13 protein-coding genes are annotated in these 12,456 nt (G+C 63.2%); 8 read left to right on the forward strand and 5 right to left on the reverse strand.

Annotated features, from left to right (window positions below; all coding sequences use genetic code 11):
• The first annotated feature begins 28 nt into the window (after positions 1 to 28).
• The 4 genes from AC04SI_RS16885 to AC04SI_RS16900 all read left to right on the forward strand — a co-directional run bounded on the left by AC04SI_RS16885 (position 29) and on the right by AC04SI_RS16900 (position 6,239).
• Positions 29 to 316, forward strand: coding sequence for a succinate dehydrogenase assembly factor 2 (locus tag AC04SI_RS16885; RefSeq protein WP_404279128.1), 288 nt, complete (start codon positions 29 to 31; stop codon positions 314 to 316).
• A gap of 13 nt (positions 317 to 329) precedes the next feature.
• Positions 330 to 3,821: a transcription-repair coupling factor gene (gene mfd / locus AC04SI_RS16890; RefSeq protein WP_488474520.1), complete on the forward strand. Its 3,492-nt coding sequence runs from the start codon at positions 330 to 332 to the stop codon at positions 3,819 to 3,821.
• A 148-nt stretch (positions 3,822 to 3,969) separates the two neighbouring features.
• On the forward strand, positions 3,970 to 5,343 hold the full coding sequence (locus AC04SI_RS16895) for a class II 3-deoxy-7-phosphoheptulonate synthase (RefSeq protein WP_065518317.1): 1,374 nt from the start codon (positions 3,970 to 3,972) through the stop codon (positions 5,341 to 5,343).
• Between the two features lie 191 nt (positions 5,344 to 5,534).
• Positions 5,535 to 6,239 (forward strand): hypothetical protein, encoded by a 705-nt coding sequence (locus AC04SI_RS16900; protein WP_404279390.1) that lies wholly within the window; start codon positions 5,535 to 5,537, stop codon positions 6,237 to 6,239.
• Here AC04SI_RS16900 and AC04SI_RS16905 read toward each other — a convergent pair.
• The 3 genes from AC04SI_RS16905 to AC04SI_RS16915 form a co-directional block, all read right to left on the reverse strand.
• Complete coding sequence (locus AC04SI_RS16905) at positions 6,236 to 7,006, reverse strand: RES family NAD+ phosphorylase (RefSeq protein ID WP_404279133.1); 771 nt, start codon at positions 7,004 to 7,006, stop codon at positions 6,236 to 6,238. The genes AC04SI_RS16900 and AC04SI_RS16905 overlap by 4 nt on opposite strands.
• The gene (locus AC04SI_RS16910) at positions 6,966 to 7,343 is read right to left on the reverse strand and encodes an antitoxin Xre/MbcA/ParS toxin-binding domain-containing protein (protein ID WP_404279135.1); all 378 of its coding nucleotides are present in this window, start codon (positions 7,341 to 7,343) and stop codon (positions 6,966 to 6,968) included. Before AC04SI_RS16910 ends, AC04SI_RS16905 begins: the two co-directional genes overlap by 41 nt.
• Positions 7,344 to 7,429: 86 nt before the next feature.
• Complete coding sequence (locus AC04SI_RS16915) at positions 7,430 to 8,500, reverse strand: GGDEF domain-containing protein (RefSeq protein WP_488474521.1); 1,071 nt, start codon at positions 8,498 to 8,500, stop codon at positions 7,430 to 7,432.
• 341 nt (positions 8,501 to 8,841) lie between these two features.
• Between AC04SI_RS16915 and AC04SI_RS16920 the strand changes: the two genes are divergently transcribed.
• The 3 genes from AC04SI_RS16920 (at position 8,842) to AC04SI_RS16930 (ending at position 10,389) form a co-directional block, all read left to right on the forward strand.
• Entirely contained in the window at positions 8,842 to 9,261 is a 420-nt protein-coding gene (locus AC04SI_RS16920) for a GFA family protein (protein ID WP_404279140.1), read from the forward strand.
• Between the two features lie 79 nt (positions 9,262 to 9,340).
• Positions 9,341 to 9,700 (forward strand): diacylglycerol kinase, encoded by a 360-nt coding sequence (locus AC04SI_RS16925; RefSeq protein WP_404279142.1) that lies wholly within the window; start codon positions 9,341 to 9,343, stop codon positions 9,698 to 9,700.
• A 101-nt stretch (positions 9,701 to 9,801) separates the two neighbouring features.
• A complete protein-coding gene (locus AC04SI_RS16930) occupies positions 9,802 to 10,389 on the forward strand; it encodes a hemerythrin domain-containing protein (RefSeq protein ID WP_404279144.1) in 588 nt (195 codons plus the stop codon).
• Positions 10,390 to 10,392: 3 nt separating this feature from the next.
• On the opposite strand, the gene AC04SI_RS16935 is transcribed toward AC04SI_RS16930, so the two are convergent.
• Both AC04SI_RS16935 and AC04SI_RS16940 read right to left on the reverse strand, forming a co-directional pair.
• Positions 10,393 to 10,989: a DedA family protein gene (locus AC04SI_RS16935; RefSeq protein ID WP_488474522.1), complete on the reverse strand. Its 597-nt coding sequence runs from the start codon at positions 10,987 to 10,989 to the stop codon at positions 10,393 to 10,395.
• Complete coding sequence (locus AC04SI_RS16940) at positions 10,989 to 11,549, reverse strand: DUF1003 domain-containing protein (RefSeq protein WP_404279148.1); 561 nt, start codon at positions 11,547 to 11,549, stop codon at positions 10,989 to 10,991. The genes AC04SI_RS16935 and AC04SI_RS16940 overlap by 1 nt, the downstream gene beginning before the upstream one ends.
• Positions 11,550 to 11,637: 88 nt before the next feature.
• Here AC04SI_RS16940 and AC04SI_RS16945 point away from each other — a divergent pair, with 88 nt between their 5' ends.
• Complete coding sequence (locus AC04SI_RS16945) at positions 11,638 to 12,351, forward strand: DNA-3-methyladenine glycosylase I (protein ID WP_488474523.1); 714 nt, start codon at positions 11,638 to 11,640, stop codon at positions 12,349 to 12,351.
• The last annotated feature ends 105 nt before the right edge of the window (positions 12,352 to 12,456 follow it).

A 12,456-nucleotide genomic window follows, 5' to 3' on the forward strand; every position in this document is an offset into this window, starting at 1 on the left:
GCGCCGCTTCAGACAGGGATGCGGCACGATGACCGGAACGAAACGATCAAGCGAGGGGCTCGATGCCCGCCGCCGCAAGCTTCTGTTCCGCTCCTGGCATCGCGGCATGCGCGAGATGGATCTTATCCTCGGCACCTTCGCCGATGCCGAAATCGGCGCCTTGACCGGCGACGAAATCGACCAATATGAGAGGCTCCTCGACATCCCCGACACCGAATTCCTGCCTCTGATTACCGGCGAACGCGCGGTTCCGCCCGATATCGATTGTGCCGTGCTGCAAAAGATCCTGGCGTCGCGCCGGACCATGACATTCTGAACGACGTGATTTCATGAGCCTCATTCCCACAATCGGCCTGCCGAAAGGCCGCGCCGGCCAGTTCATCGTCGACGGCGTCGCCGACGGCTACGAGGCCTTCGCGCTGGTGCAGACAGTGCACGAGATCGCGCCCGACAAGCCGGTGCTGTTCGTGGCGCGCGACGGTCAGCGCCTGCCGGCGATCATCGAGGCGCTGGCCTTTGCCGCGCCCGGCCTGCCGGTGCTGGAATTGCCGGCTTGGGATTGTTTGCCTTACGACCGCGTCTCGCCGGGTTCCGATGCCGCCGCCAAGCGGCTCGACGCGCTGACGGCAATGATCGCGCTGGCGAGGCAACCGCACCGCGCCGTCATTCTCACCACCGCCAACGCGCTGCTGCAGCGCATTCCGCCGGCTGATCTGGTCGAGGCGCAGACCTTCCATGCCAAGCCGGGCAACCAGATCGATATGAACGCGCTGATCGCGCGGCTGGAGACATCGGGTTTCGAGCGGGTGCCGACGGTGCGCGACGTCGGCGAGTTCGCGGTGCGCGGCGGCATTCTCGACCTTTTCGCGCCCGGCTGGACGGAAGCGCTGCGGCTCGATTTCTTCGGCGACACGCTGGAATCGATCCGCGTCTTCGACGCCGCCACGCAGCGCACCACCGGCCAGCGCAAGTCGATGGCGCTGCAGGCGATGAGCGAAGTGGCGCTGACGCCCGAGACCATCAGCCGTTTCCGACGCGCCTATATCGAGGCCTTTGGCGCGCCGCAGCGCGATGACGGGCTCTATGCGGCGGTCAGCGAGGGCCGGCGCTTCGCCGGCATGGAACATTGGCTGCCGTTGTTCTATGAGCGGCTGGAGACGGTGTTCGACTATCTGCCGGATACTCCCATCGTCTTCGACCATCTGGCGCATGAGGCACTCGCCGAACGCCACACGCTGATCCTCGACCATTACGAGGCGCGTAGGAAACAGGCCGACGGCGCGCTGAAGGACGCCGTGCCCTACAAGCCGGTGGCGCCGGACCTGCTCTATCTCTCGCCGGAAAACCTCGTCGCCTCGCTGGGTCCGCGCGAAGCCATCGACTTCACCGCCTTCGACGCGCCGGATGCGGGGGCCAGAAAGGTCTTCCACGCCGGCTCGCGCCATGGCCGCAGCTTCGTCGAGGAGCGCGCCGACCCCAACGTCAATGTCTTCGACGTCGTCGTGAAGCATATCGCCGACGAGCGCGCCGCACGCCGCCGCGTCGTCATTGCCGGCTGGACCGAAGGCTCGCTCGACCGGCTTGGCCAGATCCTGGCCGAACATCATCTCGGCAGTCTCGTGCCGGTGGCGACGCTTGCCGAAGCGGACAAGCTCGAGCCGGGGCAGGCAGCACTTGCCGTGCTGCCGCTGGAATCCGGCTTCGAGACGGAAAAACTGGTCGTCGTCGCCGAGCAGGACATTCTGGGCGACCGCCTGATCCGGCGCTCGAAGCGCAAGAAGCGTGCTTCCGACTTCATCGCCGAGGCCTCGTCCTTGTCTGCCGGCGACATCGTCGTCCACACCGATCACGGCATTGGCCGTTTCATCGGCCTGCGCACCATCGAGGCCGTCGGCGCGCCGCATGACTGCCTCGAAATCCACTATGCCGGCGACGACCGGCTGTTCCTGCCAGTGGAGAACATCGAGCTTCTGTCGCGCTACGGCTCGGATTCGACTGAGGCGACGCTGGACAAGCTCGGTGGCGGCGCCTGGCAGTCGCGCAAGGCGCGGCTGAAGCGGCGGCTGCTCGATATGGCCGGGCAGTTGATCCGCATCGCCGCCGAGCGGCAGATGCGCTCGGCGCCGTCGCTGGTGCCGGCGGATGGCCTCTATGGCGAGTTCTCCGCGCGCTTTCCCTATGAGGAAACCGACGACCAGCAGACGGCGATCGATTCCGTCATGGACGATCTCGGCGCCGGCAAGCCGATGGACCGGCTGATCTGCGGCGATGTCGGTTTCGGCAAGACGGAAGTGGCGCTGCGCGCCGCCTTCATCGCGGCTATGGAGGGTTTTCAGGTCGCGGTCGTGGTGCCGACGACGCTGCTATCACGCCAGCATTTCAAAACTTTCTCGCAGCGCTTCTCCGGCCTGCCGATCCGCGTCGCCCAGGCCTCTCGGCTGGTCGTGGCCAAGGAACTTGCCGAAACCAAGAAGGGTATCGCCGAGGGCACGGTCGATATCGTCGTCGGCACGCATGCGCTGCTCGGGTCCGCGATCTCGTTCAAGAATCTCGGCCTGCTGATCATCGACGAGGAGCAGCACTTCGGCGTCAAGCACAAGGAGCGGCTGAAGGATCTCAAGACCGATGTGCACGTGCTGACGCTGTCGGCGACGCCAATCCCGCGCACGCTGCAATTGGCGCTGACCGGCGTGCGCGAACTGTCGCTGATCGCGACGCCGCCGGTCGACCGCATGGCGGTGCGCACCTTCATCTCGCCTTTCGACCCGCTGGTCATCCGCGAGACGCTGCTGCGCGAGCGCTACCGCGGCGGCCATTCCTTCTATGTTGTTCCGCGCATCAGCGATCTCGCCGAAATCCATGATTTCCTGCGTGAATCTGTGCCCGAGCTGAAGGTCGCGGTGGCCCATGGCCAGATGCCGCCGGGCGAGCTCGACGACATCATGAACGCCTTCTACGACGGCCAGTACGATGTGCTTTTGTCGACCACCATCATCGAGTCCGGTCTGGACATCCCGACCGCGAACACGCTGATCATCCATCGCGCCGACATGTTCGGCCTGTCGCAGCTCTACCAGCTGCGCGGCCGCGTCGGCCGCTCCAAGGTGCGCGCCTACGCGCTGTTCACGCTGCCGGCCAACCGCAAGCTGACCGACACCGCCGAGCGCCGGCTGAAGGTGCTGCAGTCGCTGGATACGCTGGGCGCCGGTTTCCAGCTCGCCAGCCACGACCTCGATATCAGGGGCGCCGGCAATCTGCTCGGCGAAGAGCAATCCGGCCACATCAAGGAGGTCGGCTTCGAGCTCTACCAGCAGATGCTGGAAGAGGCTGTCGCCGAAGTGAAGGATTCCGGCGAGGTGCAGGATGGCGGCTGGTCGCCGCAGATCGCCGTCGGCACGGCGGTGATGATCCCGGAGGGCTATGTGCCGGACCTGCAGCTCAGGCTGGCGCTCTATCGCCGCCTCGGCGACCTCGAAAACACCGAGGAGATCGGCGCCTTCGGCGCCGAACTGATCGACCGCTTCGGACCGCTGCCCGAGGAGGTGAAGCATCTCCTGAAGATCGTCTTCATCAAGGCGCTCTGCCGCAAGGCCAATGTCGAGAAGCTCGATGCGGGCCCCAAGGGCGTCGTCATTCACTTCCGCAAGCGCGAATTCCCCAACCCGGTCGGATTGGTCAAGTTCATCGGCGAGCAGGGCTCGCTGGCCAAAATCCGGCCCGACCACAGCGTCGTCTTCATCCGCGACTGGCCGAACGCCGAAAAGCGGCTGGCCGGGTCAGCGGTGGTGATGACGCAGCTGGCGCGGCTGGTGGCAGCGTAGCAAGGCTGCTCGCGGCGTCTGGCGCATTCGCCAGCGCTGAAATTCCAGTCTAGAATACGAAATCGGCTTCGTGTATGGAGCCGCCACCCCCTTATGGGGCTGGAAGAGCGGCGAGGATGCCGGCTGGAAAGAGCGTTTGGGTGCAACGATGACGAAATGGTCGCCGAATTCGTGGAGGGCAAAGCCGATCAAGCAGGTTCCTGCTTATCCGGACCTTGCCGCGCTGAAGAACACGGAAGCCCAGCTCGCCACCTTTCCGCCGCTGGTTTTTGCCGGTGAGGCGCGCAAGCTGAAGAAGCAGCTTGCAGCTGTCGCAGCCGGTGACGCATTCCTTCTCCAGGGCGGCGACTGCGCCGAGAGTTTTGCCGAGCATGGCGCGGACAATATCCGCGACTTCTTCCGTGTCTTCCTGCAAATGTCGGTGGTGCTGACCTTCGCCGGCGCGCAGCCGGTGGTGAAGGTCGGCCGCGTTGCCGGCCAGTTCGCCAAGCCGCGCTCGTCCGACAACGAGACCAAGGGCGAGGTGACGCTGCCCAGCTACCGCGGCGACATCATCAATGGCATCGAGTTCGACGCCAAGTCGCGCATTCCCGATCCCGCTCGCCAGGAGATGGCGTACCGCCAGTCGGCGGCGACGCTCAACCTTTTGCGCGCCTTCGCGCAGGGCGGCTATGCCAGCCTGGAGAACGTGCATAGCTGGATGCTGGGCTTCGTCTCCGACAGCCCGCAAGGCGAAAAGTACGAGTCGCTGGCGAACCGCATCACCGAGACGATGGATTTCATGCGCGCGGTTGGCATCACCTCCGAAACCAATTTCGCGCTGCGCGAGACGGATTTCTACACCAGCCACGAGGCGCTGCTGCTCGGCTATGAGGAGGCGCTGACCCGCGTCGATTCGACCTCGGGCGACTGGTACGCCACGTCGGGCCACATGATCTGGATCGGCGACCGCACCCGCCAGCCCGACCATGCGCATGTCGAATACTGCCGCGGCATCAAGAACCCGCTCGGCCTCAAATGCGGCCCGTCGTTGACGCCGGACGGATTGCTGGAACTGATCGACCTGCTCAATCCGGAGAACGAGCCGGGCCGGCTGACGCTGATCGCGCGCTTCGGCTCGGACAAGGTTGCCGACCATCTGCCGAAGCTGGTGCGGGCGGTGCAGAAGGAAGGCCGCAGCGTGGTGTGGTCGTCGGATCCGATGCACGGCAACACCATCGAGGCCGCCGGCTACAAGACGCGGCCGTTCGACCGCATTCTCAAGGAGGTGCAGACTTTCTTCGAGGTGCACCGCGCCGAGGGCACGCATCCGGGCGGCATCCATGTCGAGATGACCGGCAAGAACGTCACCGAATGCACGGGTGGCGCCCGCGCCATCACCGCCGAGGAATTGCAGGATCGCTACCACACCCATTGCGACCCGCGCCTCAACGCCGACCAAGCGATCGAGTTGGCTTTCCTGGTCTCGGACCTGCTCAAGAAGAGCCATCCGGTCCAGCACAAGCAGGCCGCCAACGGCTGAACCATTTCCGACCTGAGTTGGTTGATCAAAAGCGCTGGAGAAATCCGGCGCTTTTTTGTTTCGCGGCGATGTATGACGGGCCGCGATCACATCAGCGCTTACGAAAATGTGTTCTCACACGACCATCGCAAAACCAAGATTGAGGCGGAACGCACGGCAAACTCCGAGCCCTCTCGATGCGATCCAGCACCATGCGCCACGAGCATGCCATCATTCACCACCGCGCACTCGACTTCTGGTCGGCGCGCGCCGCGGTCCTCGTCATCATCTGTCTGCAGCTTCTGGTCATCAACGATCTTTCGTTCGGCCCGCGGTGGCTGGCGCCCTCGATCGAAGGGACGCTCCTCGTGCCTCTCTCGATCGCGACGGCCTGGACGCAAATGGCAACCCAGAGGGCTGTCGAGCACGATCACTGGTACACGATCGGCCGGTTTCGGCTTTTCATCCGCCGGACGGCCCTGGTCATGACCGGCGTCATCAGCATCATGAATTGCGGAGCGCTGGTTTTCCTGGTGCGCGCGCTGCTGGCAGGCCATGCCGGCTCCGGAACGACGCTGCTTGTCGATGCGCTGAACATCTGGGTCACCAACGTCATCGTCTTTGCGCTGTGGTTCTGGAGCACCGACCGAGGCGGTCCGCCGACCTGCGGCCTGGTCAAGCGCGCGCAGGCCGACTTCCTGTTTCCGCAAATGACGCTGACCGATCGTGAAATCCGTGGCTGGCTGCCCGGCTTCGTCGACTATGTGTTCCTGGCATTCACCAATGCGACGGCGTTCTCGCCGACCGACACTTTGCCGCTGTCCCAGCGTGCCAAGCTGTTGATGATGGCGGAGGCGATGATCTCGCTGCTGACGATCGCGCTGGTCGCCGCGCGGGCCGTCAACATACTGGCTTAGCGCCTTCCGCGTTCCCAGCGCAGGCCGGCAAGCCTCGGGTCGGAAAAAGCCGTACTGGAGAACTCGATCCGCTTTTCCGGGAATTCGCAGATCGCCTGCACGCCGAAGGCGCCGAGGCGGATGCGCCAGGTCTGCGGCTCCAGCGGCTTTGCCTTGGCAAAACCCTTGCACGTCAAAAGCGCGATGTTGGCGCCTTTCGGGTCGCGCGCCGAGCGGTAGCGAATCGCCTGCAGCCCGGCCTCGCGCGCGACATCGGCGATTGCCTGGCAAGCGCTGTAGTCGGTCGGATGCGTCCATACGGCCTGGTCGCGATCGAGCGGCGGTCGTGTCAGGTCGATGGCGTTGGCACATTTGATGGCGGCGGCGAAGGCGGTGTAGTCGGCGGCGTCGCGCGGCCAGGGTGTATCAGGGGATTCGGCGAAGAACAGCAACCGGTAGAACGCCATTTCGGCGACCGCCGTCAGCATCGTCTCGGCGGCATAGTAGACGCCCAGGGTCCTGCCGGAGCGGCGGAAGCGCGAGCCGTGCGGGTAGACCGAACCGTAGCGGAAAGGCGTCGCCAGCAGATAATGGAGATGCCGGCATTCCAGCGGGATCTGCGGCTTGGTCTCCTCGATCAGGTCCTCGAGCAGGGTCTGTTCGTCAAGCGTGTCGACGACCTTCAAGGTCGAGACGCGGTGCTGCGCCTCGACCATGCGCCAGTACTTGCCGTCGAGTGGAATGGCCTCAGACGAGAGCGCGGCGGGAGTCCAGGTAGGCGATGACATCGACGAGCCCTGAAATTGTCTGGATTTTCTCGACTGGCGCGCCGTCGAAGGCCGTGTTGGCATTCTTCAGCCATGCCCGGGCGATCGTCTCGTCACCGCCGACAATGGCGTCGAGCGAACGGAACAGGCGGACGAACAGCACCGCAAGCTCGAATGGCTTGGTGCCGCGCTCCAGCAGGAATTCCTGTTTGCGCATGCGGGAAACCGTGGCTTCCGAGACGCCGATGATCGACGCCAGTATCCTGGCGGTGACGTCGAGCAATTCAGCGGCGCGCAGCGTGGCCTTGGTCAGGACCGCGTTCTCGGCTGCGCCAGCAGCGATTTGAGGCTGTATCATGGGCGTATTTCCATTTCTATGGAAAACATAGGTCACAAAAATTCACATGGAAAGGTGGCGGCAACAATTTTTCTGCCCGCGGCGCCTCAGTCCTTCTTGTAGAGCAGCCAGCTCTTGCCGGCGCGACCGGCCACCGCCGAATGGCGGGTCACGCGGTTGCGCCCACTTACTTTCGAGCGATAGAGCGCCCGGTCGGCTTTGGTATAGAGATCCTCAGGGCTTTCAGCCTCGGATGCCATGCAGATGCCCATCGACACCGTCACGGTGCCATAATTGGTGCCGGTCTGGCTGCTGGTGAACGGCGTCTGCTCGATCAGCATGCGTATGCGCTCGGCGATCTCGTAGGTGGTGTCCTCGCTGGCGCCTTCGACGATCAGCGCGAACTCCTCGCCGCCGGTGCGGGCCACGAACATGTCGCCGCGGAGGCTGGTCTGGAGGATCTCGGCGATGATCTGGATGATCCTGTCGCCGACCGGGTGTCCGTAGCGGTCGTTGATGTCCTTGAAGCGGTCGATATCGGCAAGGATCAGGGCATTGAACAGGATGCCCTTGTTGCTGTTGTAGATCTTGGTGATTTCCTTGTCGAAGGCGCGGCGGTTCCAGATATGGGTCAGGGGATCGGTGTCGGCGAGGCGCTTGTACTCCTCGAGCTTCGACTTGACGCTCTCGAGTTCGGCGGTCTTGTCGCTGAGCGTGCTCGCCACCTGCCTGCCATGGTCGATCGTCGAGTTGGTGGCCGCCGACATGGCGCCGACGATCTTCTGCAGCAAATCCTGGGAAAGCAGGCTGCGGTTGCTCAGTCCGCTCGACGTCTCGTTGAGGATCCTGCCGTATTTTTCGATATGGGTGCGTTCGCTTCTGAGCAGTGAGGCGATGTCCTCGAGTTCCTTGGCGATGACGTCCCGGGCGTGCTCGACGATGCCCGGACCGTGATGCTGGGCAAAGAAGGTGCGCCCGATGCGGTCGAGATCTTCCTGCGTCGGCCGGTTGCTCAGCGAGACCACGGCGAGGCTGAGCTCATGGTTGCTGCCGCTCAGCGCCTCGTAGAAGATCTCGTAGTTGCGCGGCAGGCCCAGCACGCCAAGCTGGCGCATGGTTGCCACGACGGTGCTAGCAATGTCGGTGTTCCTGTCGGTCGGGGCGGCTGCCGGCTGCATGTTCTGTTCACTCTACCCCTAAGAGCCACCGCAGACCTGCGAGTGCCGGACGTCGCCGATGCGGGGAGTGCGACCGAAATTCCAGACATGCGAAGAGATGCGTCCCCAAATCACGACCTCCGCTTGCAGGAACAATAGATGCGGGCGCGCTAAAGTTTCCTTAATGCGCTGCATTGCAACGCATTTTCCTCTACCTCAGGATGCAAGAGGTTCTTAGTGACCAGGCGACGAGGATTTCGGAACGCGTCCTTGCGGTGTCGCTTTTGTCTGTGCCTGGCCGGCGCAAAACTGGAATCCTGCCGGTGAAATGAATCTGGCAGCGAAATCAAACGGAGGCCGAGATGAGCGACGATCACAGCGGATCATGCCTGTGCGGGGCGGTGCGCTTCAGGACGCGGGGGGCCTTGCGCGGCGTGATCTACTGCCATTGTTCGCAATGCCGCAATCAGAGTGGCCACTACTACGCCGCAACCAATGTCCCTGACGAAAACATCACGATAGAGGGCGCCGAGAACATCAGCTGGTACGAAGCGTCGTCGTTTGCCAGGCGCGGCTTCTGCAAGACATGCGGCTCGGTGCTGTTCTGGAAGCCTCACCAGGATGCCTATGTTTCGGTCATGGCCGGATCGTTCGATGCGCCGACCGGGCTTCAAGGTGAGAGTCACATCTTCGTCGGCGACAAGGGCGACTACTACACGATCGACGACGGGCTGCCGCAATTCGAGAAATCGACGCCGACGCTCAGGGTCGCGGACGAATGATTTTTGCAGGCTCTGCCTTATTCCCTTGATCCTGCGGTTGCGATATCCCCTGCCGGTGACTCGGAAAGGGACGTTGGGCATGCAGCGGCTGATCGATGCTTTCTATAATTCGGTGCGGGCGTTTCGCAAGCTGGCCGCCAGCGAGAAGGCGTTTCAGCAGGAGCTGATGCTGCTGGTGCTGGCCTTGCCGCTCGGCTGGTTCGTGTCGACGTCGTGGCGTGGCTACGCACTGCTGATCGGCGCGGTGCTGCTGCTGATCATGGTCGAAGTGCTCAACACCGGCATCGAGGCGGCGTGCGATGCCTTCAGCCGCGAATTCAACGTCGACATCCAGCTGGCCAAGGATTGCGGCTCGCTGGCGGTGCTGATTTCGGTGGTGATCGTCGCCGGCGTCTGGGGCATCGCCATCATCGAGCGCCTCACGGGGCTACCGATCTGATCTTGCCAACACTACATGGCGGTTACCCCAACCTGATCCCGACCATGATCTGATCCGAAAACCGGTATCCACTTTTCGGGATCATGGTCCAGGAGACCGCCATGTCGGATGTTGCCAATTTTCTGCTGCTTGAACGGACAGGGCTGCCGGACGATTTGCGCTGGCTGGTCGAAAAATATCCGCGCGAGATGTGGCAGGGCCACGCCAACATCCACGGCATGGCGAACATGTGGCTTGAGCGGCACGACATGTTCCGCGAACTCGGCGGCATGCTGACCAGCGGCATTGGCGACTATCGCGAGGGCAGGCTGACGGCGCCGGATTTCGCGCGCTGGTTCGCGCCGCGCCTCAACCATTTTCTTGGGCATCTCGACGGCCACCACAATGTCGAGGACCATCACTATTTCCCGGTCTTCGCCAAGGCAGAGACGCGGCTGAAGCGCGGCTTCGAGATCCTCGACGCCGATCACCACACGATCCACGAAGGGCTGGAGCGCAACGCCGAGGCGGCGAACGCCTTCATCCGGGCGCTGGAGGAGAGCGAGGACAGGCAGCGCTTTGCCGCCGATGCCTATGCCGACGAGAACAGCCGGCTGATTGCCATGCTGACAAGGCATCTGGCCGATGAAGAGGACCTGATCATTCCCCTGATCCTCGACCGGGGTGATCGCGCGCTGGATCCCGACTGACGTTCACGTTTCCCCGGCATCCTTGGCGCGTTCCTTCTTGGCCACGGAATGGGCGACGAACCAGGCCAGGACGACGACGATGACGCCAATGGACAGGGCGACCAGCAACCGCTCGTGGCGATGCAGCGCCTGGCCAACGATGCGCTCGGCTCCAAGCCCGAAGACATAGCCGACAGTGCCGAACAATGCCGCCCAGACCAGCGACGAGACGGCGTTGAGGATGACGAAACGCGTTGCCGTGATGCTGGCAAAACCGGCGGCGATGCCGCCGACCAGGCGCATGCCGTATATGTAGCGGTTCGACAGCACGAAGATGTTGGGATGCGCGGAGACGAGGCGAAAGGCGTGGCTGAAACCCGGCCTTGCCTTCAGTTTGAGAACATAGGGATGATCGGCAAAGCTTCGGCCGAGGATGAAGAAGAAGGTGTCGCCGACAAAGGCGCCGAAGGCGGCCACCAGGAAGGCCTGCCAAAGGACGAAAACGTGCTGGTGGGCGAAGAAGCCGCCGAGGATGGCGGCACTTTCGCCTTCGGCCACGCAGCCCAGGAAAACCGCGATCAGCCCATACTGCTCGATGAGATGATGGATCGCCTCTGTCATCAGGAGGCTTGCCGCGCCGACAGTTTCTCGTCGATCCGTTTGACCTGCTCGGCCAGACGCAGGATCTCGTCGCGCAAGCCGATGATCTCGCTATGGCGCAGCTCGTCCAGCTTCTCGTGCAGCGCCATGATCTCGATCTCGGCCTTGAGATTGACCTCATAGTCGTGGGCGGCGTCGATACGGTCGCGCTCGGTCTGGCGGTTCTGCGACATCATGATGACCGGCGCCTGCAGCGCCGCGACCATCGAGAGGACCAGGTTGAGGAAGATGAAGGGGTAGGGGTCGAAGGCATCGCGCGTCAGCAGCCAGACATTGCCTGCGGTCCACAGGATCAGAAAGGCGATGAAACCGAGTATGAAGGACCACGAGCCGCCGATGCGGGCGATGGTGTCGGCGACGCGGTCGCCGAGCGTCTGATGGAAGGCGACGGCCTTGTTGGTGTCCTTGGATATGGTGGTGCGTTCGAGCGTCGCTTGCAGTACCCGGCTTTCAAGTTTGCTCAAGGCATCCGGCCTTCGCTTCAGCCAGCGGCTTGCCAGATCTTCGACAGTCTTGTTCATGTCTCGCCTCCGTCAGCGTCTGTGATAGACGTAGAGGCTGCCGGTTCGAACGGGAAGTGGTAGATTGACGCGACCTGTGAGGGACCAAATGGCCGATTTCCAGAAAATCCGCGCCCGTGCGGTAAAACGCAAAGGCGGTGAGGCGGCTTTGGCGTCGCTGCTTGGGCCTATGCCCGACAATGCTGCCGTGGCGAAGATCACAGACGATCGCATCCTGTCGACCATGGCCGAGCGCGTCTTTGCCGCCGGTTTCGTCTGGCGCGTCATCGAGCAGAAGTGGCCTGGTTTCGAGGAAGCGTTCCTCGGCTTCGAGCCGAAGCGGCTGTTGTTCCAGCCCGACGATTTCTGGCACGAGCTGGCGTCCGACAAACGCATCGTGCGCAATCCGCAGAAGATCAAATCCGTGCGCGACAACGCCGCTTTCGTCGAGCGGGTGTCGAAGGAACATGGCGGCTTCGGCAAGTTCCTCGCCGAGTGGCCGGCCGACGACCAGGTCGGCCTGATGGCCTATCTCGGCAAGCATGGCAGCCGGCTCGGCGGCAATACCGGCCAGTACTTCCTGCGCTGGCTGGAATGGGACGCCTTTATCGTTTCGGCTGACATGGCAGCCGCATTGCGCGACGCCGGTCTCGACATCGCCGAAAGCCCGACCTCGAAGCGGGATCTCGACAAGATCCAGGCTCAGATCAATGCCTGGGCCGCGCAAACCGGCCTGCCGCGTCGGCACATTTCGCGCATCCTGGCGATGTCGATCGGCGAGAACCATTCGCCGGAAGCACTGCGCGAATATATGGGCGAATAGGGACACGATCGACGATCGGTCCTACACGATTGGCATCGGCCCGACAGGATCGACATCCAGCAATCGCCCAATCGATCAGCCCGGTTTGGTCCAAAGGAACGCCAT

The sequence above is a fragment of the Mesorhizobium sp. CNPSo 4689 genome, assembly GCF_057784325.1.

What these genes read in the sequence shown, in the direction of transcription:
- AC04SI_RS16885 (WP_404279128.1), top strand. Translation starts at nt 29, where the DNA reads ATGACCGGAACGAAACGATCAAGCGAGGGGCTCGATGCCCGCCGCCGC.
- mfd (WP_488474520.1), top strand. Translation starts at nt 330, where the DNA reads ATGAGCCTCATTCCCACAATCGGCCTGCCGAAAGGCCGCGCCGGCCAG.
- AC04SI_RS16895 (WP_065518317.1), top strand. Translation starts at nt 3,970, where the DNA reads ATGACGAAATGGTCGCCGAATTCGTGGAGGGCAAAGCCGATCAAGCAG.
- AC04SI_RS16900 (WP_404279390.1), top strand. Translation starts at nt 5,535, where the DNA reads ATGCGCCACGAGCATGCCATCATTCACCACCGCGCACTCGACTTCTGG.
- AC04SI_RS16905 (WP_404279133.1), bottom strand. Translation starts at nt 7,006, where the DNA reads ATGTCATCGCCTACCTGGACTCCCGCCGCGCTCTCGTCTGAGGCCATT.
- AC04SI_RS16910 (WP_404279135.1), bottom strand. Translation starts at nt 7,343, where the DNA reads ATGATACAGCCTCAAATCGCTGCTGGCGCAGCCGAGAACGCGGTCCTG.
- AC04SI_RS16915 (WP_488474521.1), bottom strand. Translation starts at nt 8,500, where the DNA reads ATGCAGCCGGCAGCCGCCCCGACCGACAGGAACACCGACATTGCTAGC.
- AC04SI_RS16920 (WP_404279140.1), top strand. Translation starts at nt 8,842, where the DNA reads ATGAGCGACGATCACAGCGGATCATGCCTGTGCGGGGCGGTGCGCTTC.
- AC04SI_RS16925 (WP_404279142.1), top strand. Translation starts at nt 9,341, where the DNA reads ATGCAGCGGCTGATCGATGCTTTCTATAATTCGGTGCGGGCGTTTCGC.
- AC04SI_RS16930 (WP_404279144.1), top strand. Translation starts at nt 9,802, where the DNA reads ATGTCGGATGTTGCCAATTTTCTGCTGCTTGAACGGACAGGGCTGCCG.
- AC04SI_RS16935 (WP_488474522.1), bottom strand. Translation starts at nt 10,989, where the DNA reads ATGACAGAGGCGATCCATCATCTCATCGAGCAGTATGGGCTGATCGCG.
- AC04SI_RS16940 (WP_404279148.1), bottom strand. Translation starts at nt 11,549, where the DNA reads ATGAACAAGACTGTCGAAGATCTGGCAAGCCGCTGGCTGAAGCGAAGG.
- AC04SI_RS16945 (WP_488474523.1), top strand. Translation starts at nt 11,638, where the DNA reads ATGGCCGATTTCCAGAAAATCCGCGCCCGTGCGGTAAAACGCAAAGGC.